The organism is Rhizobium sp. PL01 (assembly GCF_033447125.1).
Lineage (GTDB): Bacteria > Pseudomonadota > Alphaproteobacteria > Rhizobiales > Rhizobiaceae > Pararhizobium.
Window position 1 is genome coordinate 122,490 of record NZ_JAWQUM010000006.1, and the last position, 22,221, is coordinate 144,710.

A 22,221-nucleotide genomic window follows, 5' to 3' on the forward strand; every position below is an offset into this window, starting at 1 on the left:
CCCGGGAAAGATTCATTTTCGATCAGGAAATCAGCCCCAGCCGGAACGACAGCGCCACGGCGTGATGGCGATTTTTCGCCTTCAACTTGTCCTGGATGCCGTTCATGTACCAGTCGACGGTGTGAGTGGAAATTTCAAGGATCTTGCTGATCTCGTTCGAGGTCATGCCGTCCGCCAGATAGTGCAGCGCTTCCATCTCACGCCGGGTCATCTGCACATCGACGTTTGACACCATGTCGGCAAGCACAGTCGGATCGGAAAGCTCCAATAGGCGCCAGAATATCTTTTTAGCAATACCGTCGAAAAGGCTCATTTCCACCGCGCTGAGATCGACGACACGACCGCCCAATGTCATATTGCCGAGCAACCCGCGGCGTCCGTGAACAGGAAAAATATATCCGTCGTGGAGGCCGTGACCACGCGCATCGACCATCATGCGCTCCATCCGCTTGCGGTGCGGATCGGAGCGGAACGCGACCAGCGTATCGCGCCAGCGGAAGCCGCGTTGCGCGTGACCGAGAAAACGGATGGTCGGATCAATGATGACGTATTTCTTCTTGATATAAATCTGCGGCCAGCCATCCGGCCAACGCCCTGCGAGCAACAAGCTTAGCGGATTTTCGTCGGGCTTCGGCTGGCGGACAATGCCGTAAAAGTCGAAACCGTAGCGGTCGAGAACCCGTTCAAATTCCTGAACGATCTCGTCCCTGCTGCGCATCTCGTCAATCAGTGCCAAAAATTGCACCAGCATAGTAATATTCATAAACACCCCTTTAAAAAATTGCTTTCAGTCTCCGACCGCATCCGTTGCGCCGCAACATGAATGTGCCGTTCAGCACCCATTCATGTTGCAATCGCGATAATCCCCTCATCAGTCATGCGACCACCTAACACCGCATCGTCAACGAACTGCAAGGCGCGAAAAATAGCAAGCTATGAATGATCGACTTGAGGTGTCTGGAATTTCCAATCACCTCGCCGTTTTATCATAATCAAGTTTGCGCGGCGAAGCTAAAAAATGACTTTCGGTGCCGGTGGACCGAGAGAATTACAAATGGAAGGAAGAAGACGTTCAGTTTCGGAATTTTCATTCCATCGACCAAGATGAGAGAATGAATACTTTTTCCAAGCAGTTCTTTTCTTCCCCAAGCCATTCCCCGCGATGCAAATGCACTGTTGCTTTTTCATTGCACCGCAAACCAACTGCCCAAGAGGGATAAGACAGTGTCATTGTTCCAGGTCTATTTAAGAGCGCTTCAGTATCTCGCCGTACACAAACTCCGCGTCTCGGCGATCGTCATCGCCAACGTGGTGCTGGCGGTTATCACGATCGCCGAGCCGATCCTGTTCGGCCGGATCATCGGCGCGATCTCTTCCAAGCAAACAGCTGCGCCTATGCTGATGATGTGGGCCGCTCTCGGCGTGTTCAATACGGTTGCCTTCGTGCTTGTCGCCCGTGAGGCAGACAGGCTGGCGCATACCCGCCGCTCGACCCTTATCACCGAAGCCTTCGGCCGGATCATTTCCATGCCGCTGTCGTGGCACACTCAGCGCGGAACCTCCAACGCACTGCATACCCTTCTGCGCGCCTGCGAAACGCTGTTCGGCCTCTGGCTTGAATTCATGCGCCAGCATCTTGCGACAGCCGTCGCGTTGACGCTTCTCATCCCGACCGCTTTTGCCATGGACGTCCGCCTGTCGCTCGTTCTCGTCGTGCTCGGCGTACTCTATGTCGTCGTCGGCAAGTTTGTCATGACCCGCACCAAGGAAGGTCAGGCTTCGGTTGAGGATCACTACCACACGGTTTTCTCGCATGTCTCCGACTCGATCAGCAACGTTTCGGTCGTTCATAGCTACAACCGCATCGAGGCTGAAACCCGCGAGCTGAAGAACTTCACCCAGAAGCTGATTTCCGCTCAGCTGCCGGTCCTCGACTGGTGGGCGCTTGCCAGCGCGTTGAACCGTATGGCTTCGACCATCTCGATGATGGCCATCCTCGTCATCGGCACGGTCCTTGTGCAGCGCGGCGAACTCGGTGTTGGTGAAGTCATTGCCTTTATCGGTTTCGCAAACCTGCTGATCGGCCGTCTCGACCAGATGAAGGCTTTCGTCACGCAGATCTTCGAAGCCCGTGCCAAGCTTGAGGACTTCTTTGTCCTGGAGGACTCGGTCCGCGAACGTGAAGAGCCTGCCGATGCTGGCGAGTTGAACAATGTTCGTGGTGAAGTCGAATTCCGCGACATCTCCTTCAACTTTGCCAATTCGAACGAAGGTCTGCGCAACGTGTCGTTCACCGCTAAGGCCGGCCAGACGATTGCCATCGTCGGTCCGACCGGTGCCGGCAAGACGACGCTGGTCAACCTTCTGCAGCGCGTTCATGAACCGACCGGCGGCCAAATCCTTGTCGATGGCGTCGATATCTCGACCGTTACCCGCAAGTCGCTGCGCCGCTCGATCGCCACCGTGTTCCAGGATGCGGGCCTGCTCAACCGGTCGATCTGCGAGAACATTCGCTTGGGCCGTGATGATGCATCGCTAGACGAAGTCATGGCAGCGGCCGAAGCCGCAGCCGCAGCCGACTTCATCGAAAGCCGCGAGGGCGGCTACGACACGCGCGTCGGCGAACGTGGCAACCGTCTGTCCGGTGGCGAACGCCAGCGTATCGCCATTGCCCGCGCCATTCTGAAGAATGCACCGATCCTGGTGCTCGACGAAGCGACCAGTGCGCTCGACGTCGAAACCGAGAACCGGGTGAAGGCTGCGATCGACAACCTGCGCAAGGATCGCACGACCTTCATCATCGCTCACCGCCTGTCGACGGTGCGCGAGGCTGATCTGGTGATCTTCATGGATCGCGGCCAGATCGTCGAGATGGGCGGCTTCAACGAGCTGAGCCAGAGCAACGGCCGGTTTGCCTCGCTCTTGAGAGCCAGCGGCATCCTGACGGACGAGGACGTCCGCATGAGCCACGCTGCAGCCTGATACAGGACCCAACACCAAACATTCAAAAGGCCCCAATATGGGGCCTTTTTTATGCCTTTACCGCTGCGGGGCGGGAAAGGCCACCGACCCAGTCGAGGTAGCGGGCGTAGGCAAAGTGCAGGCCGATACCGGCAAGCACGAACAGCGAGCCCCAGAGCGAGTCGCGGCCCGTGACAAACAGCAACACCTGGCCAACCATGGCAAGGATCGTTCCGAAGATAAATACAGGCAAGGAGTGACGGCCGATCATGACGAGCGGATGATCGATGCGCAGACGCGTTATCCGGCTGAACACCGGAAAGACCGCCAGCAGATAGCCGAGCGCCAGAACGTGCAGCAATCGCGTCAGGGAGAGGAATGTCTTGTCGAAGCCCGTCAGGACCGACGGCAGACCGTATGAAAAATCGAGGTTCCACCAGGACAAAAGCACCCAGAACAACGACAGCGCCACATAAGCCGCGGCTATCGCCACCAACGATGGATGTCGCTGTATTGGTTTACCGGCGCGCGACCGCATCATGCAGATCATCCCGATGACAAACAGAAACTGCCAGGACCATGGATTGAGAAACCAGTAACCTTCGTCGAGGAAGTTGATCGGGACGATCGTGAAGATCCCTGCCGCGAGCCAAAGGGCAGCCGATGCCATGAAAAGCAGGAAAGGGCTGCGCCCGTACAGCCAGAGCATACCCGGCAACAGCAGGAACACGACGGCATACATTGACAGGATGTTGTTGTAGCCCAGCTGATGCCCCAGCAGCACCATGGCGACGAAACCCTGCTCGGTATGATCCACCAGCGGGCGGATGTTGATTTCGCTGATCAGATCCTGGCGGCCGAAATAGAGCGCACCGCCGGCAAAGATCGCCAGCGTGATGATGCTGGTCATGATGTGTGCAATGTAGAGTGTGAATGCGCGGCGCCAGATTTTCAGGCTGAGCGCGAGGCGGTTGCCGATCGTGAACTTCCGGCCATAGGCGAGCCCGGCCGACAGCCCCGAGATCAGCACGAAGGCCTCGGCCGAGTCCGAGAAACCGAAGTTCTTGGTGGTCAGATATTCGAGATACTGTCCCGGCACATGATTGACGAAGATGGTCAGCAGGCAGAGCGCCCGAAAGACATCAAGGCGGGTATCCCGCTGGGAGGGGACAGTCTGGGTTTCTCCCACCTGTCCATCACCCCCGCAGGCCTGGATTTGCAGTTTTTGAAGCATTCAGAATGGTCTCGTCCGAGTTCAGTGCCCCTGCCCCCATTGACGCGATATCGATGCAGGCGATCAAAACAAAACCGGCTTTGCGCCTTCTGGTGCAAAGCCGGTTTCAATTTTGATCTAACGCCGGCAGCTACAACAAAACGCCTTCATGCGCGTTTTTTGTGACAGTATTATTCACGCTGACGATCGACTCGCCGTTTTCCGCATTTTTTGTCACCGAGATGACATGCGCCTTGCCGTCGATGGTCAGTGTCGCCGAGAATCCATCCCAGTCCTTCGGCAGGACAGGCTGGACGATCAGCTTGTTTCCCTGCCGGCGGATGCCGAGAATGCCCTCGACTGCGGCACGGTAGAGCCACGCCGCAGACCCGGTGTACCAGGTCCAGCCGCCGCGTCCCGTCAGGGTGCCGTCGCCATAGATGTCGGCAGCAACCACATAGGGTTCGACCCGGTAGTGATCGGCGCTTTCGCGGTCCTTCGAATGATTGACCGGATTGAGCATCTCGAACGCACGCCAGGCGTCTTCGGTACGGTTCTGCGCCGCCAGTGCCAGCACCACCCAGGTCGCCGCATGGGTATACTGTCCGCCGTTTTCGCGAACCCCTGGCGGATAGGCCTTGATGTAACCCGGATCCTGCTCGGTTCCGGAGAGTGGTGGCGTGAACAGACGGATGATCTGATGATCGCCGTCAGCCAGTTCGGCCAGCACCGCATCCATCGCCTGTGCCGACCGCTCTGTGTCGCCTTCGCCGGAGAGGACGCTCCAGGACTGGGCAATCGAATCGATCCGGCACTCGCTGCTTTCAGCAGAACCCAGCGGGGTGCCGTCGTCATAGTAGCCGCGACGATAGTGGGCACCATCCCAACCGGCCGTTTCCAACGCCTTCTTGAGGCTTTCCAGATGTGCGTCCCAAGCGGAAACCCGCTTCGTGTCGCCACGTTCACGGGCAATGACCAAGAACGACCGCAGTGTCGATGCGAGGAACCAGCCGAGCCAAACGCTGGTGCCGCGCCCTTCGATACCGACACGGTTCATGCCGTCGTTCCAATCACCGCCAAGGATCAGTGGCAGGCCGTTCTCGCCCTTGCGGGCAATGGCAAGATCAAGCGCCAGGGCGCAATGTTCGTAAAGGCTGGCACGCCGCTCCGACACGGCCGGCTGGTAGAAGCTGTCATGCTGGCCGGGTTCCAGAGCAGCGCCTTCGATGAAGGCGATCTGCTCGTCGAGAATGTCCTTGTTGCCGGTAACCGAACAATAGTGCTGCACCGCATGGCCGAGCCAGACCACATCGTCGGAAATCAGCGTGCGCACGCCGGCGCCTGTGTTCGGCAGCCACCAGTGAAGCACGTCGCCCTCGATGAACTGCCGCGCGGCGGCGTTGAGGATCTGTGCCCGGGCAAGCTCCGGCCTGTGGACGATAAAGGCAAGCGTATCCTGCAGCTGGTCACGGAAGCCGAAAGCGCCGCTGGCTTGGTAGAAGGCCGAGCGTGCAAGGATACGGCAACCAAGGCTCTGATAGGGGAGCCAGGCATTGACCATATTGTCGAACGCCTTGTCGGGCGTTTCAATCTGCAGCACACCGGTAAAGTCCTGCCAGTAGCCGTTGGATGCTTCGAGAACAGTTTCGAACGTGCTCCTGCGGGCCTCGGCGAGATTTTCAAGCGCCTGTCCGGCATTGTCGGAATCGCCGATATAGAACGTCAGTTCGCGGGTAGCACCCGCCTCCAGCGTCACATCGACAACGATCGCCGCACAGGGATCGCCATCGGCTTCGACGTCACCCGATAACTGACCGCCATCAATCACAGCCTGGGGGGCATAAATGCTGCCCCCTTGGCCCAGGAATTCGCGGCGGCTTGAGGTGAACCCTGACGGCCTGTCGCTCGCCGCGAGGAAGGCGGTGCGGCCGGAATAGTCGATGCTGTACGGATTGGTCGCCAGCACCGCACCACTCGCTTCATCCTGATGTGACAAGATGAACGGCGCGGTCTTTGTCCGGTTATTGCCCAGCACCCATTCCGCATAGCCGTAGATCTTGAGGCTACGGGCTTCGCCGGATGTGTTGTTCAACCGCAGCCGCAGATACTTGACCGGCGCGGTGCGATGAACAGTCTGGCCGACCTCGATCTCCAAACCGTCCTGGGTACTCTTGAACACGGAATAGCCAAGACCATGCCGCGTCTCGAATTGAACCGACTTGCGACGGGACAGCGCAGCGTAGGGCGACAGGACGGCACCGCTATCCATGTCGCGGATAAAAATGGCTTCGCCGGGACGGTTGATGACGGGATCATTGGTCCATGGCGTCAGCTGGTAGTCGCGCGAATTACGGCCCCAGGTAAACGCAGCCCCTTCGGCCGCAACATGGAAACCGAAAGCTTCATTGGAAATCACGTTGATCCACGGCTGCGGCGTCGCTTCACCACCGCGTAGACGGGTGACGTATTCGCGGCCATCAGCAGAGAAACCACCATAGCCGTTCCAGAAGTCCAGCCCATCGCCATTGATCTCGACGTTCTTAGCACCACTCTCTTCCGGGATAACTGCCAGCAACGGCGCAACGGCAACGTCATCCTTGGGCAACGGTTTCGCCAGAAGATTTTCAGCACGCGAAATCTGGTCGGAAATCTTGCCGTTGCGGGCATGGAACACGGCACGCGACGCGGACAGCAAGGCCGTCCAGGTCTCCGGCTCCATGATATCGCGGCGAACGGCAAAGATGTGCTGACGCGGACCATCTGACAAGCCGCGCAAGCGCAGGTTTTCCGCCATCGCATCCAGTGTGTGCTGCATGTCCTGCGCATAGGACGAGGCACGCTCGTTGATGATCACCAAGTCGGCGGTGACGCCACGCGAACGCAGATACTCCTGCGCCCTCAACGCTTCCCGCGCGATACCAAGATCGATGTCATCGTTGATGCGGACGGCAAAAATCGGGAAGTCACCCGACATCGACAGCGGCCAGAGCGCCGATTGCGGGGAAAGACCGGCCTGAACCGTGGCGGTATCAGCGCGCAACTGCATGTCTGGGTAAACAAGGTAGCGGCCGAGCATCTGGAAGCTTGCGGCTTCCTGCGAGGTCACGCCGACATGGCGCATCTGTACCTGCGAACGGGTCCAGGCGTGGATCAGTTCATGGTTGAAGCTGTCTGGGTGGCGATAGCGATCGACAGCCTTATCAATATCCTGACGGTTTGGTGCAGCAATGGTCCAGAAGATCACGCTGACCTTTTTGCCTGCCGGGACGCGCACGACCCGGCGCAGCGAGACGATGGGATCAAGCGTGTAACCGTCCGCACCCGAGAGCTTGGCATCTGTATCGAAGGCCTGCGCTTCGGCAAGCGTGCGGCCCACGCCGATGAAGCGGCGGCGATCCGTCTCTGCCTCGGTATGGCGGGTGCTTGCGGCGTTATCAACGATCAGATGCGCAACCTGCATATCCGGTTCGCTCGGGCTGCGCTTGTTACGCGTGACGCGGATGACGTCGCCCTTCGGATCGACTTCCGTCTTCAGGAACATCTTGGCAAACAGCGGATGGGCGCTGTCGGTATCATCCGTGGTCAGAACAGGTTCTGCATAGGATGTCACTTCGATGAAGCGATCCTCAGTTCCGGTGTTGAGCAGGATCACCCGACGGCCTTCGGCATCGTGCTCGGTGGCGACGATACATTCGACTTCGCTGGTCAGATCGCCGACTTTCTTGATGAACTCGGCCTTGTCGTCGCCGAAGCGGGTCGTCATCGTTTCGCCTTCGGCACGGCGCGGTTCGGCCGTCGCCGACCACCAGTCTCCAGTGGTCGTATCGCGCAGGAAGATGAACGTACCGGAGCGGTCCTCGGTCGGATCGGCCTTCCAGCGCGCAACGGTCTGGCCGTTCCAGCGGGAATAGCCGGAACCGGTTGCCGTCAGCATGACCGCATAGTGGCCGTTCGACAGGAACACCGTCTCGCGGTCCTTGACCAGCGGATTGGTGATGACTCGAACTTCGGGACGCAGCAGATCTTCCTGGCCCTTGCCGAGCGATTCCGGCTCCTTCTTGGTGTTGATGATCGGAATATCGCGCGGTGCCTTTTCCTGCAGCAGCAGTTCGGCAGCTTCGATGACCGGATCGGCGTGGAACCACTCGCGCAGGCGTCCGTTGAAGACGACGTTGGCGACGGCTGCAATCGACATGCCGTGATGGTGGGCATAGTAGTTGCGCACGACGGCGCAGGTCTTGCCTTCCGGTACGCGGGTGGGCGTGAAGTCGACAGCATCGTGGAAACCGTAGACGCCGAGCGCGCCAAGGCCACGCAGACGCTCCAGGTTGGCGATGGCCGCCTTCGGAGCGTACATGCTGGCGAGGATCGAGGCGTAGGGAGCGATGACGGCATTCTGGCCAAGACCGCGCTTCAGGCCGAGCGTCGGGACGCCGAAGTTGGTGTACTGATAGGTCAGTTCATGGTCGCGGGCGTTGAAGGCCGCTTCCGAAATGCCCCACGGCGTGCCGAGGCGGCGGCCGTGGTTCATCTGTTCCTGAACGATCAGGTTGTTGGTCTGGTTGAGAATACCACCCTGCCGCTCCTGCATGACCAGCGGCGGCATCAGGTATTCGAACATCGAGCCCGACCAGGAGATCAACGCACCGCGCGCACCGATCGGCACGATCGGCCGGCCAAGCTTGTACCAGTGCTCTGTCGGCAGGTCGCCCTTGGCGATGGCAAACAGGCTGGTGAGACGGGCTTCGGATGCCAGAAGATCGTAGCACGCTTCGTCGAGTTCGTTCGCATTGACGCGGTAACCGATCGACAACAGGCGCCGCTCCGGGCGGAACAGGAAGCTGAAATCCATCGTGAAGGCGATATCGCGGGCCCGGTCGCGCACGACGATCAGGCGCTGACGCAGCGCTTCGATGGCGCCGAGATCGAACACGCCGTCGGCAATATGCGCTTCGCAGGTATTGACGAGCATGGTCGCCCATTTCGTCACTTCGCCACTCTGGGCGTTCTTCACCTCATGGTCGAGATTGACCGTAAGCTTGTGAATATCACGCGCCAAGACCGCTAGATTGATCACCCGGATGGAGGCGAATTCATGCTCGCGCTTGACGGCGGCAAGCGCGTTCTGGAAGCCGGCAATCCGTTCTTCCATTAGACGGCGCAGCGGCCGCACGGTCTTGCGATCGTCCGGAAGCTCAGCGAGGATCTCCAGCAGAATGGAAGCGACGTCGCCGATACCATCGAGATTGCCCTGCACATGCGCCGATGGAGCTTCAGCCCACTCGCGGCACATCGAGGACACCGCGATCAGGTGGCCGGCAAGATTACCACTATCGACGGCGGAAACGTATTTCGGCTCCATCGTTTCCAGCGTGTCGGTCTTGTACCAGTTGAAAAGATGGCCGCGGTATTTCGGCATGCGGTCGACCGTGGCGACTGTTTCTTCCAGGCGGCGGATGGTCTCCTCGAAGCCGATCCAGCCGAAATCACGGGCGGACATGACGGAGAGAAGATAGACACCGATATTCGTCGGCGACGTGCGTTCGGCGAGGATCGGATGCGGAATTTCCTGGAAATTGTCCGGCGGCAGGAAATGCTGATCGGCAGTGACGAACTGCTCGAAATAAAGCCATGTCCGCCGCGCGATCTTGCGCAGCTCCTCGACGACTTCGTCCGGTACGACAAGCTGGTCTTCGGTCTCGGCCGACTGGCTGACGAACCATGCGATAGCTGGAGAGAGTGCCCAGAGCAACGCAAACGGAATACCGATAAAAGGAAGTCCGGTATCGGAAATCGCAGCCAATAACAGCGAGATGCCCGACAGGACCGGTGCGATCCACATCGTTCGATAATAATCGAGGATGCTGCCACCGGCCGAACTTTGCACCTGCGCGGCTGTGCGCCATTCCAGCATCAGCTTGCCGCTGACGAAGGTCCGGTAGATAGAACGCACGATTGCGTCCATCATCATCGCGGCCGAATGGGCGATGAAGACGATGCGCAATGCGACCTGCGCATTGGCGGCCTGGATTTCCGAGAGAACGGCATGAAGGTGGGCGCGCGCTACAATATCGTTGCGGCGGGGCATGATGCCTGAAATCAGCGACAAGGTGGGCGCGACGAACAGGCTGAAAATCAACACGAACTGCCAGACCAGTGCCTGCGTCGGCTCCATGTAATACCAGCCCATGACCGAGGCGATCAGCCAGGCACACGGGATCAGCGAGCGGCGCAGGTTGTCGTACATCTTCCAGCGGCCGAGCATGCTGACGCCGTTGGACAGATTGAACATATACGGCAGAAGCTGCCAGTCGCCGCGTGCCCAACGATGCTGGCGCGACATCTCGACCTCGTAGCGGATCGGGAAATCCTCGACCAACTCGACATCGCTGACTAACGCGCAATGCGCCAGAGAGCCTTCAAGCAGATCGTGGCTGAGAACCGAATTTTCCTCGATCTTGCCCTTCAGAGCAGCTTCGAAGGCATCGACGTGATAGAGGCCCTTGCCGGTAAACGTACCTTCGCCGGCGATGTCCTGATAAACGTCGGAGACGGTGAATACATAGGGGTCGATACCGCGGTTGACCGAGAAGATGCGCTGGAATGCCGACGCATCGCTGCCGGTGGTCAGCGAAGGGGTCACACGCGGCTGCAGGATACCGTAACCGGCCGTGACCCTCTGCGTGACTGGATCGACAACCGGGCGGTTGATCGGGTGATAGAGTTTGCCGACAAGCTTGGTGACCGCATCGCGCATCAAGCGCGTGTCGGAATCCAGCGTCATGACATACTGGACGTTTTCCGGCACGGTATTGGCACCGGCGAGGAAGCTGGTATCGCTGTCGCCGCGCAGAAGCAGGTTCAACTCGTGCAACTTGCCACGCTTGCGCTCCCAGCCCATCCAGGCGCCTTCCGCTTCGTTGTAGAGGCGGCGGCGATGCAGCAGGTAAAAACGAGTGCGTCCGTCGTGGGCATAGCGGGCGCTCAAGGTGTCGATCTCGGCCTTGGCATATTCCAGCACGTCGAGATCGGCGGCGGTTTCCTCCTCCGGACTATCGACCCAATCGCTGACCAGCGCGAAATAGATCTCGCCCTTCGGATTGGCAAGATAATGAACTTCCAGATTACGCACCAGTTCATCGACATGATCGCGCTTGGAGATCAGGCAGGGGACGACGACGAGGGTTCGTGCATCCTCCGGTATCCCGTCAAGGAACTCGTATCCGACCAGTCGTGACGGGGTGACGGAGAGCGTCACCAGCGTGTTGAAGAGGCCGGCCGCACCTTCGGAAGCTGGAAGGGCAAACAACAGCAGCATGATCAGCTTGGCACCCGTTGGAATTTCCATCGGGCTGACGAAAACATAGACAGCGATCATCGCAAGGATGGTCAACAGGATGTTCGGGCCGGCAATCGCAAACCAGTCCAGCTTCCGGCCAAGCCGGATGATGGTCTGGAGAACGGATGGCCGGTAGCCGATCTTTTCCTCCAGCAAGCGGCGCTGTTTGCCGACGAGGAAGCCGCCGACATTCGGCTCGTGCGGCATATCGATTGTGCTGGCATCAGCCTTGACCATGGCAAGCGCGATCTGCGTGACTTCCAGCTCGGAACTGCCGGAGCGGCGCGCCAGCCGCTCAATGGTGTTGCGGTACTTGTTGCGCGATCCGAAATCGAGGGCGGAATAATCCGAGCCCTCACGCAATGCCTCGTCCAGCTTGCTGACGCTTTCGAACCAGACGGCCCAATCATTGTCATCGATTTCGCGCAGGCTGCGGATGATGTTGCTCATCGTCGCATTGCCTGACGACAGCCGGTTCTGCTCGGCGACCAAAGCCTCCTCGACATCGCTGCCACGCTTTTCGAGCTGTTCTTCCAGCCAGGTGATGACGAAACCGGAAGTCTGCGAACCGTCCCGCAACCGGTAAAGCAGCTGGGCGACGAATGTATTGTCTGCACAGAGCGGCTCGGCTTCCGCCAGCACCGACCCGAATTTCTCAGGCGTGCCGAGACGGACGATCTGGTCGGCGACGTCGTTTGCCTTGTTACGCATGTTGCGCGACCGGTCGACCCGGATGGCGATGCGCCGCAGATTTTCGATCAATACGAACCGGACGATCGACGGCAGCGCCCACAATTCGCCGATCTTGAAGGTCTCGTGCTCCTGGAAGCCGGCAACCATGGCCGTCAGGCTTTCGCGCGAAACCGTGCTGTGGGTGTGGGCGATGTAGAGCCAGGCCAGCGCCATCGTCCGCGGGATCGTCGTGCCGGCAACCGCCAGAGTGGGCAGCTGACGATAAAACTTGCGCGGAAAATCGCGTCGCACTTCCTGGATCGATTCCTCGACCAGATAGTGATTGTCGAGCAGCCACTCGGCAGCAGGCGTGATCGAGGCGCCGGCTTCAACGTCGGTCGCCGTTACCTTGTAGACGCGGAAAATCTCGTCTTCATTTTCGCGGTGGCGCGGACGGAATTCGAACGGAAAGAACCCCGGAAGGGACGAAACGCCGTCACGGGCGAGCGCTGCACCGCATTTATGAAGCTCATCAATGGTGAAATAAGTCGAGCGGATCGAATCGTTGTAATCGATCGGCTTGATCTCGGCTTCGCGCGGAGGCGTGGACGGCGTGTTATGAAGGGGCATGGGTACGGGTTCTGGATCCAAGCGGTGTTGAAGGGTCCGGTGGTCGTGCCGGATGGGCTGGCGCCCTGATTTTTGGCTATGCGCTTCCACTATCCTAGCTGTCCGCTTGCGCTCTGCCGAAAGCCTTCAGGTCTCGCGCACGCGGGAAACCCAGGAATTTGGCATTGCCCGGACGGGCTTTGGAAGGTGTGAAAACGACAGTCGCTTCGCTAACAAGGCTGCGTGGTGCAAGAAATTGGCATTTTTTAGCCGCAGTGCCAATATGTTGCAAGAAGCGCGGCCGACGTTGGGGACGAATTCGCGCGCACCGCGCAAAAGAAAGCGCAGCATACACTTTTTTCGTCTCAACCAATGCCGGGAAATTGTTAGCGACCGTATCTTTGAGGCTATTCATCCAGACCGGAACGCACCCCGATTGGAAAGGTTCCATCCGTTATGATGCGCTGCAACTGAGCGCCTTCGTCGGCGCCTTGCCGTCAAACCTGCTTGACGATCCATTCCCGGAAAGCCTGGCTGACCGGATTTTCCAGCTTGCCCTCCGGCACCACCAGATAATAGCTGTTTTCCGTCTGCATCGGCCGATCGAAGACGACGCGCAATCGGTCGGTAGCCAACTCCTGCTCGATCAGGTAGCGCGGCACCAGGGCGAAGCCCAAGCCGGCGATAGCAGCCTCAATCACCATGGAAAACTGGTCAAACCGGTTGCCGCGATAGGCCGACTTCATCTCGCCACCATTGCTCTCGAACCACAGCGCCCACATCTTCGGCCGTGTGGCGAGATGCAGCAGCGGCTTGTGCTCCAACTCGCCCGGTTCCCGCATCGGGTTGAGCGCCAGGAGGGCCGGACTCGCCACCGGCACAATGACCTCGCTGCAGAGGTAGCTGCAGGTGGCATGCGCCCAGACCGGCTGGCCATAGTGAATAGCGAGGTCGAAATTCTGCTCCTCGAAATCGAAGGGCTGCGACCGCGAGGCGATATTGATCACCGTGCCGGGGTGCTGATTGAGAAAGTCCGGCAGGCGCGGCGTCAGCCAGCGGCTGCCGAAAGTCGGGAGCGACGCGATGGACAGGCTCGATTCCGAGCGCGCCGATGCCATGGCGCGAACCATCAATTCCTCCGACTGGGTCAGCAACCGGCGCACCTCGGGCAGGAACTTCTGCCCGGCATCGGAGAGAATGACCCGCTGGCGGACACGCTCGAACAGCAGCACGCCGATCTGGCTTTCGAGATCCTTGATCTGGCGGCTGACGGCGCTCTGGGTGAGGTTCAGTTCAGCGGCGGCCTGCGTGAAGCTGCCATGACGCGCGGCACATTCGAATGCCTGCAGCGTGGTGACGTCCGGGACCAGTCTTCTGCTCAACTTCATTCCAGCCTCGCATGATCATAGTCACAACTGTCGCAATCAATGCCCGTTCGCCCCATATATGATACGAATTGAGAATGATCACCGTTATCCCTTCCATACTGCGAGGCGCGTTGCCGTGAAAGAGAATAGTTTCATATCCGCCGACCTTATCCGCTCGGCCTTTTCCGCAGCGATGTCAGCCATGTACCGCACGGAAGTGCCGGCCTATGGCACGCTGATGGAATTGGTGGGCAAGGTGAACGCCGAAACGCTGGCCGCCGACCCGGATCTGCAGGCCCGGCTTGAGGACACGGATTCGCTGGAGCGCATCTCCGAAGAGCGCCATGGTGCCATTAGGCTTGGCTCGGCTGCCGAACTGTCGATGATGCGCCGCGTCTTTGCCGTCATGGGCATGCTGCCGGTTGGCTACTACGATCTATCGACCGCCGGCGTGCCGGTTCATTCAACGGCTTTTCGCCCGGTCGGCGATGCTGCCTTGAAGAAAAACCCGTTCCGCGTCTTCACCTCGCTGCTGCGGCTCGACCTGATCGCCGACAAAGCCTTACGCGATGAAGCCGAGCAAATCCTATCCAAGCGCCAGATCTTTACAGACGGCGCCATCGCGCTGACGGAAAAGGCGGAAAAGCAGGGCGGTCTCGACAAGGCCGATGCCGAGCTTTTCGTGGCTGAGGCGCTGGAAACTTTCCGCTGGCACGATCAGGCCAATGTCAGCCCCGATATGTATCACCGTCTGCATGATGCTCACCGGCTGATCGCTGACGTTGTTTCCTTCAAAGGCCCGCATATCAACCACCTGACGCCGCGCACGCTGGATATTGATGCTGTTCAGGCTCGCATGCCGGATTACGCTATTGCCCCGAAGGCGACGATCGAAGGTCCGCCGACCCGCAAATGCGCGATCCTTCTGCGTCAGACATCGTTCAAGGCGCTTGAGGAGCCGGTTTCGTTCCAGGCTACCGACGGCAGCTGGCATGAAGGCTCACACACTGCCCGCTTCGGCGAGATCGAGCAGCGCGGCATCGCGCTGACCCCGAAGGGCCGCACACTTTACGACGATCTGCTCAACGCCTCCCGCAAGATCGTTCGCCCGGCGGCGGACGGTTCGAATGCCGCGGAATACGAAAAGGCACTTTCGGACGCTTTCATTCCGTTCCCCGATACATGGGCCGGCATCCGCACCGAAGGTCTCGGCTATTTCGCCTATTCGCTGACCGCCAAGGGCCGCAAGGCAAAGGCCGAAGCGTCCAAGAGCATCGACAGCCTGATCGCTGACGGTCTCGTGCAGTTCGACCCGATCGTCTATGAAGACTTCCTGCCCGTCAGCGCTGCTGGTATCTTCCAGTCCAACCTTGGTGACGAGGCAACCCAGGAATTCGTCGCAAGCCCGAACCAGCAGCGTTTCGAACTCGATCTCGGTGCCAAGGTTCTTAACGAGTTCGATCACTATGCCGGTATCGAACAGGCTTCGATCGCCGATGTCAGACAGATGCTTTCGTCGGCGCAAGCGGCGGAGTAAAGCTGAAGCAATGATCGACCAGAACCACGTCGCAGCACTGAGCACACTTCTCGGGGACAAGGGTATTGTCGCCGAAGGCAGTGATGTGGCGTCTTATCAGACCGGCGCGCGCTACGATAAAGGCCGCGCCGCAATCGTCCTGCGCCCGCAGACCACCGAAGAGGTGTCGGAAACGGTTTCCTATTGTGTGAGGAACGGTATCGTTCTCGTTCCGCAGTCAGGCAATACCGGGCTCGTTTCCGGCTCGACACCGGATGCCACCGGCACGCAGGCGGTTCTCAGCCTCGACCGGATGACCCGGCGCTTCGATCTCGATCTCGACAACCGCTCGCTCAGTGTCGACGCCGGTTTCCGGCTGTCGGATGTCAACCAGAAACTCGAAAAACATGGGCTGTTCTTCCCCATCGACCTCGGCGCCGATCCACGCCTTGGCGGCATGCTGGCCACCAATACCGGCGGATCGCGTTTCCTGAAATATGGCGACGTGCGCCGCAACACGCTTGGCATCAAAGTCGTTCTCGCCGACGAGGAAGGTACGATCCTCGACCTGACCTCGGAGCTGCGCAAGAACAATACCGGCATCGACTGGAAGCACGTTTTCATCGGCACATCCGGTGCTTTCGGCATCATCACCGAATGTGTCGTCAACCTTGAGCCGCTGCCGAAGCAAGTTGCGACAGCCTATCTGGTTCCAGCCAGCGGCGCCCATGTCATGCCGCTGCTGCGCGCCATGGAAGACAGGCTCGGCGCGTACCTCTCGGCCTTCGAGGGCATCTCGAAGAATTCGGTCACGGCAGCGCTCGATCACGTGCCATCGCTGAAAAATCCCTTTCAGGGCGGAAACGTGCCCGACTACGTCATCCTCGCCGAAATTTCCCGCACCTGGGAACCGCGCGAGGGCGAGCAGTCGCTCGACGCAGTGCTGGAAGCAGTGCTGGCAGAAATCTGGGAGACGGAAGAAGCGCCGCTGGCCGATGCTTTCGTTGGTCCGGCCCATGAAATGTGGGCCTTACGCCATGCCCTATCGGAAGGCGTCAAGCACTCCGGAAAGTTGATCGCCTTCGATCTTTCCTTCCGCAGAGGTGATATCATGTCCTTCTGCGACCGCATGAAGGCCGATATGCCGCAAGCCTTTCCGGAGGTGACGATCTGCGATTTCGGCCATATCGGCGATGGCGGCGTGCATTTCAATCTCGTGGTGCCGAAGGACAGCAATTCGGCATCGGACACGGATTTCGAGCAGCGGCTGCGCGACTGGGTGTTTGCCATGGCCGTCCGGGATTTCAACGGCAGCTTCAGTGCCGAACATGCCATTGGCCGCAAAAACCAGGCCTATTACGACCTTTATACGCAACAGAAAATCAAGGACATGGCCCAGGGCCTCAAAGCCATCACCTCGCCGGGAAATCTCGGTGCGGTGCGCTTCGGATAGTCCTTCTACCAAGAAAACGGGAGTTTGCTCATCATGAACATTGCAACAAAGTCGGTGAATGTCGTTCAGGAAACGGCCGCCCTGCTGGAGAAGCTAGGCGTCTCCAAGGACCTCTACACCGGTGGCGACATGGCCTCCTTCTCGCCGGTCACCGGCGAACAGATCGCCAGCCTGAAGACGGTAACCGCTGCTGAAGCTGCCGCCAAGATCGAAAAGGCCGACGCGGCATTCCGCGCCTGGCGTCTGGTCCCGGCACCGAAGCGTGGCGAACTGATCCGCCTGCTCGGCGAAGAACTGCGTGCCAGCAAGGCCGATCTCGGCCGTCTGGTCTCGATCGAAGCCGGCAAGATCACTTCGGAAGGTCTCGGCGAAGTCCAGGAAATGATCGACATCTGCGATTTCGCAGTCGGTCTCTCCCGCCAGCTCTACGGTCTGACGATCGCTACCGAGCGTCCCGGCCACCGCATGATGGAAACCTGGCATCCGCTCGGCGTCATCGGCGTCATCTCCGCCTTCAACTTCCCGGTCGCCGTCTGGGCCTGGAACTCGGCGCTTGCACTGGTCTGCGGCAACGCCGTTGTCTGGAAGCCGTCGGAAAAGACACCGCTCACGGCACTTGCATCGCAGGCTATCCTTGATCGCGCCATCGCCCGCTTCGGCGATGCACCGGAAGGCCTGACGCAGGTTCTGATCGGCGACCGCACCATCGGCGAAGTGATGGTCGATCATCCGAAGGTGCCGCTGGTTTCGGCCACCGGTTCCACCCGCATGGGCCGCGATGTCGGTCCGCGCCTTGCCAAGCGTTTTGCCCGCGCCATCCTCGAACTCGGCGGCAACAATGGCGGCATCGTCTGCCCGTCGGCCGATCTCGACATGGCTCTGCGCGCGATTGCTTTTGGAGCGATGGGCACCGCTGGCCAGCGCTGCACGACGCTGCGCCGCCTGTTCGTTCATGAAAGCGTTTACGATCAGCTCGTTCCGCGTCTGAAGAAGGCCTATACGAGCGTTTCCGTCGGCAACCCGCTGGAATCCGCCGCGCTCGTCGGCCCGCTGGTCGATAAGCCGGCCTTCGACAATATGCAGAAGGCACTGTCCGAGGCGAAAGCCCATGGCGGCTCGATCACCGGTGGCGAACGCGTCGATCTCGGCCACGCCAACAGCTATTACGTCAAGCCGGCTCTGGTCGAAATGCCGAAGCAGGATGGTCCGGTGACCGAAGAAACCTTCGCACCGATCCTCTACGTCATGAAGTACAGCGACTTCGACGCTGCCGTTGCCGATCACAATGCTGTGGGCGCCGGCCTCTCCTCGTCGATCTTCACGCTCGACCTTCAGGAAGCCGAACGCTTCCTGTCGCCTGACGGTTCCGACTGCGGCATCGCCAATGTCAACATCGGCACCTCCGGCGCTGAAATCGGCGGCGCATTCGGCGGCGAAAAGGAAACCGGCGGCGGCCGTGAATCAGGCTCCGATGCTTGGCGCGCTTACATGCGCCGCGCCACCAACACGATCAACTATTCGAAGGCCCTGCCATTGGCACAGGGCGTCTCCTTTGACATCGAATAAGGATAGGTCATGACCATCAACACCAAGGTTGAGGAGGCGGGCTTTGCGCCCGCCTCGCGGATTTCCACCATCGGCGTTTCGCAGATCCTCAAGATCGGCGCCCGGGCACAGGCGATGAAGCGCGACGGCAAGCCGGTAATCATTCTCGGCGCCGGCGAACCGGATTTCGATACACCCGATCACATCAAGCAGGCAGCCTGCGATGCGATCCAGAGTGGCAAGACAAAATACACCGCACTCGACGGTACGCCGGAGCTGAAGCAGGCGATCCGGGACAAGTTTTCCCGCGAAAATGGCGTTTCCTACGCGCTTGACGAAATCACCGTGGCAACCGGCGCCAAGCAAATCCTCTTCAACGCCATGATGGCGACGCTGAACCCCGGCGACGAAGTGATCATCCCGACGCCATACTGGACCTCCTATTCGGATATCGTCGAGATCGCCGAGGGCAGACCTGTGCTGATCGCCTGCGACGCAGAGGCCGGTTTCCGGCTGAAAGCCCACCAGCTCGAAGCGGCGATCACGCCGAAGACGCGCTGGGTGATGCTGAACTCGCCATCCAACCCATCGGGCGCAGCCTATAGCGCCGAAGACTACCGCCCGCTGCTCGACGTCCTCTTGAAGCACCCGCATGTCTGGCTGCTGGTCGACGACATGTACGAGCACATCGTCTATGACGGCTTCAAGTTCGTCACCCCGGCAGCCCTTGAACCGGCACTGAAGAACCGGACGCTGACCGTCAATGGCGTCTCCAAGGCCTATGCCATGACCGGTTGGCGCATTGGCTATGCCGGTGGTCCACGCGAGCTGATCAAGGCGATGGCCGTGGTCCAGAGCCAGGCAACGTCCTGCCCCTCCTCGGTCAGCCAGGCTGCCTCAGTCGCCGCGCTGAACGGCCCACAGGACTTCCTCAAGGACCGCACGGCGAGCTTCCAGCACCGCCGCGATCTGGTCGTCGCAGCGCTCAATGCTATCGACGGTCTCGACTGCCGAACAACCGAAGGCGCGTTTTACACCTTCTCCGGATGCGCCGGCATGCTCGGCAAGACGACGCCCGGCGGCAAGCTGATCGAGACGGACGCGGATTTCTGCGCCTACCTGCTCGACGACGCCCACGTCGCCGTTGTGCCAGGTTCGGCCTTTGGCCTGTCGCCGTTCTTCCGCATCTCCTATGCGACCTCGGAAGCAGAACTGCGTGAAGCACTGGCGCAGATTGCAAACGCCTGTGCAGCCTTGCGTTAAAACCCTTGAGCCTGCCGGTGCATACAGCATCGGCGGGCTCCATTCGAGCCTTCTGAAATAAAATGAACGCCGCGAAACTTATCCGGAAACGGCCCCGTTGCTTGAATATCTGCAAAGACAGATGAACCAGAACCGGGAGAGAATTTCATGTGGTCTTCATTCGCCAGGACAGCATCGCTGACACTGCTTGCCGCCGGCATTGCCGGTAGCGTTTTCGCCAACCCCATGGTTGGTGGCGCTCCGATGTATGAAAACAAGAACATCGTCGAGAATGCCGTCAATTCCAAAGACCACACCACTCTGGTGGCCGCGGTCAAGGCAGCTGGTCTTGTCGATACGCTTCAGGGCAAAGGCCCCTTTACCGTTTTCGCACCCGTCAATGCCGCCTTCGACAAGCTGCCTGCCGGCACGGTCGATACATTGCTGAAGCCTGAAAACAAGGCGATGCTAACCAAGATTCTGACAGAACACGTGGTCGCCGGAAAGCTCTCTACTGCCACGCTGATGAAGCGCATCAAGGCCAACGGCGGCAAGTACAACATGGTTGCCGTCAGCGGTGACGCGCTCACCGCTGTCATGCGCGGCAAGAGCATCTATATCCTGGACGAAAAGGGCGGCGCCTCGAAGATCACGGTTGCCGACGTCAACCAGTCGAATGGTGTGATCCAGGTCGTCAACAGGGTGATGCTGCCGAAGTAATCACCAGCCGCCATTGCGGGAGAAACATCAACCCTGCCGTTTCCAGACGGCAGGGTTTTGCACGTCGAAAGAGTTTTGCAGCGCCCGAAATTGCTGCTATCCGGTAACTGCAACCATCAGAATTCACAGTGCCGTCACCGGACACAGACAGGGGCAGCCGGAGCATGTTCTCCAGTTTACGGCAATCGACGGATATCATTGAAAACCTCCGGAACAATTCGTTCGAGCCCGCCCATGCCGACTATTACAAGGGCAAGCCCGGCCGCCCGCTCAATCTCATTCTCAAGGCTCGCCAAGACTTTCTTTCGGTCTGGCGCCAAGGCGATTATACCGACCGTGTCGCCGTAACCAAAATCTTCGGCCGTCAGATCGTCGTCGTCAATTCGCCGGACGCGATCCGCTATGTCGTCGCCAAGCGTCACGAGAATTTCGAGCGCAAAACGCCACAGATGCGGCGCGCCCTGGAATTTCTACTGGGCGACGGGCTGTTCATTTCCGACGGCGAAACCTGGAAGCAGCGCCGGCCGCTGGTCAACGATATCGTCCATAAGAACCGTGTGCCGGCTTTCGGCAAGATCATGGAAAACACCACAAGCGAACTGGTGCATCGTTGGGAATCCCTTCCCGATGGCGCGCCGGTCAACGCGCTGTTCGAAATGGCTGGTCTGACGGCGGAAATCATTTCCCGGGCCGTGTTCGGCAATGACCTCGGCGAAGACGGCGCCAAAGCCGTCAGCGAAGGTTTCGAGAGCTACCAGTCGTTGATCGATTCCGTGAATATCGGCTACTTCCTCGGTTTCGACGAAGGTCTGCCGGTGCTGCGGACGCCAAAACTGCGCCGGTCCGTGTCTCGCATTCATCAGATCATCGACAAGGTGGTCGAGGATCATCTGGCCGGGCGCGGCGACGACAATTCGATGGTCGAGCTTCTGGTGCGGCGGCAGAAGCGCAATCCGGAGTTGAAGCTCGACGTGGTGGCGCTCCGCAACGAGGCAGCCACCATCTTCATGGCCGGCCACGAAACCACGGCAGCGACGCTGACCTGGGCATGGTACCTGCTGTCGCGGGCGCAATGGGTCGAAAAATCGCTGCATGAGGAAATCGCCCGCGTCTGCGGCAACCGCGTCCCGACGCTTGACGACATTCCGCAACTGGACTGGTGCCGCGCCATAATCGAGGAGACGCTGCGTCTCTATCCGCCGGTGCCGATCCTTGCCCGTCAGGCGAAAGAGGCCGACCGGATCGGCGATATCGACGTCAAGCCGGCCTCACTGATCTTGATCGTGCCCTGGCTGCTGCACCGGACGGAAGCATTCTTTAAAGACGCCCACCTCTTCAAGCCCGAGCGCTTCATGAACGGCGGCAAGGCCATACCCTACAGCTACATCCCATTCGCCAGCGGCCCGCGGGTTTGCCCCGGCCTGCAGTTCGGCCTGCAGGAATCGATCCTGTGCCTGGCAATCCTAGCCCAGCGCTTTCATGTGCGTGTGGCGGAAAACGCGAAAGTCGAGCCACAATGCCGCCTGACATTGCGGCCGCGCGGCGGCCTGCCGGTGACGCTGCATCGGCGTGAAAGGGGTTAGC

At 59.6% G+C, this 22,221-nt stretch carries 11 protein-coding genes; 7 read left to right on the forward strand and 4 right to left on the reverse strand.

All coding sequences use genetic code 11. The features are described 5' to 3' along the window. Positions 1–22: 22 nt before the first annotated feature. A complete protein-coding gene (locus R6X40_RS15955; RefSeq protein ID WP_318414774.1) occupies positions 23–763 on the reverse strand; it encodes a LuxR family transcriptional regulator in 741 nt (246 codons plus the stop codon). A gap of 461 nt (positions 764–1,224) precedes the next feature. Between R6X40_RS15955 and R6X40_RS15960 the strand changes: the two genes are divergently transcribed. Further along, complete coding sequence (locus R6X40_RS15960) at positions 1,225–2,982, forward strand: glucan ABC transporter ATP-binding protein/ permease (RefSeq protein ID WP_318414775.1); 1,758 nt, start codon at positions 1,225–1,227, stop codon at positions 2,980–2,982. A 49-nt stretch (positions 2,983–3,031) separates the two neighbouring features. Here the strand turns inward: R6X40_RS15960 and R6X40_RS15965 are convergent, their stop codons facing one another. From R6X40_RS15965 to R6X40_RS15975, 3 genes are all read right to left on the reverse strand, one after another. Beyond that, positions 3,032–4,195 (reverse strand): OpgC family protein, encoded by a 1,164-nt coding sequence (locus R6X40_RS15965; protein ID WP_318414776.1) that lies wholly within the window; start codon positions 4,193–4,195, stop codon positions 3,032–3,034. Positions 4,196–4,325: 130 nt separating this feature from the next. Next, a complete protein-coding gene (locus tag R6X40_RS15970; protein WP_318414777.1) occupies positions 4,326–12,815 on the reverse strand; it encodes a GH36-type glycosyl hydrolase domain-containing protein in 8,490 nt (2,829 codons plus the stop codon). Between the two features lie 476 nt (positions 12,816–13,291). Next, positions 13,292–14,182, reverse strand: coding sequence for a LysR family transcriptional regulator (locus R6X40_RS15975; protein ID WP_318414778.1), 891 nt, complete (start codon positions 14,180–14,182; stop codon positions 13,292–13,294). 115 nt (positions 14,183–14,297) lie between these two features. On the opposite strand from R6X40_RS15975, the gene R6X40_RS15980 reads away from it, so the two are divergent. The 6 genes from R6X40_RS15980 to R6X40_RS16005 all read left to right on the forward strand — a co-directional run bounded on the left by R6X40_RS15980 (position 14,298) and on the right by R6X40_RS16005 (position 22,220). Then, on the forward strand, positions 14,298–15,698 hold the full coding sequence (locus tag R6X40_RS15980) for a VOC family protein (RefSeq protein WP_318414779.1): 1,401 nt from the start codon (positions 14,298–14,300) through the stop codon (positions 15,696–15,698). Positions 15,699–15,708: 10 nt separating this feature from the next. Then, complete coding sequence (locus R6X40_RS15985) at positions 15,709–17,130, forward strand: FAD-binding oxidoreductase (protein ID WP_318414780.1); 1,422 nt, start codon at positions 15,709–15,711, stop codon at positions 17,128–17,130. A 33-nt stretch (positions 17,131–17,163) separates the two neighbouring features. Next, positions 17,164–18,696, forward strand: a complete 1,533-nt coding sequence (locus tag R6X40_RS15990) for an aldehyde dehydrogenase family protein (RefSeq protein ID WP_318414781.1) — start codon at positions 17,164–17,166, stop codon at positions 18,694–18,696. Between the two features lie 9 nt (positions 18,697–18,705). Next, positions 18,706–19,938 carry a pyridoxal phosphate-dependent aminotransferase gene (locus tag R6X40_RS15995; RefSeq protein WP_318414782.1) on the forward strand — a complete coding sequence of 411 codons (1,233 nt, stop codon included), beginning with the start codon at positions 18,706–18,708 and terminating at the stop codon, positions 19,936–19,938. A 147-nt stretch (positions 19,939–20,085) separates the two neighbouring features. Continuing rightward, a complete protein-coding gene (locus R6X40_RS16000) occupies positions 20,086–20,637 on the forward strand; it encodes a fasciclin domain-containing protein (protein WP_318414783.1) in 552 nt (183 codons plus the stop codon). Between the two features lie 164 nt (positions 20,638–20,801). Then, positions 20,802–22,220, forward strand: a complete 1,419-nt coding sequence (locus R6X40_RS16005) for a cytochrome P450 (protein WP_318414784.1) — start codon at positions 20,802–20,804, stop codon at positions 22,218–22,220. Position 22,221: the final 1 nt, after the last annotated feature.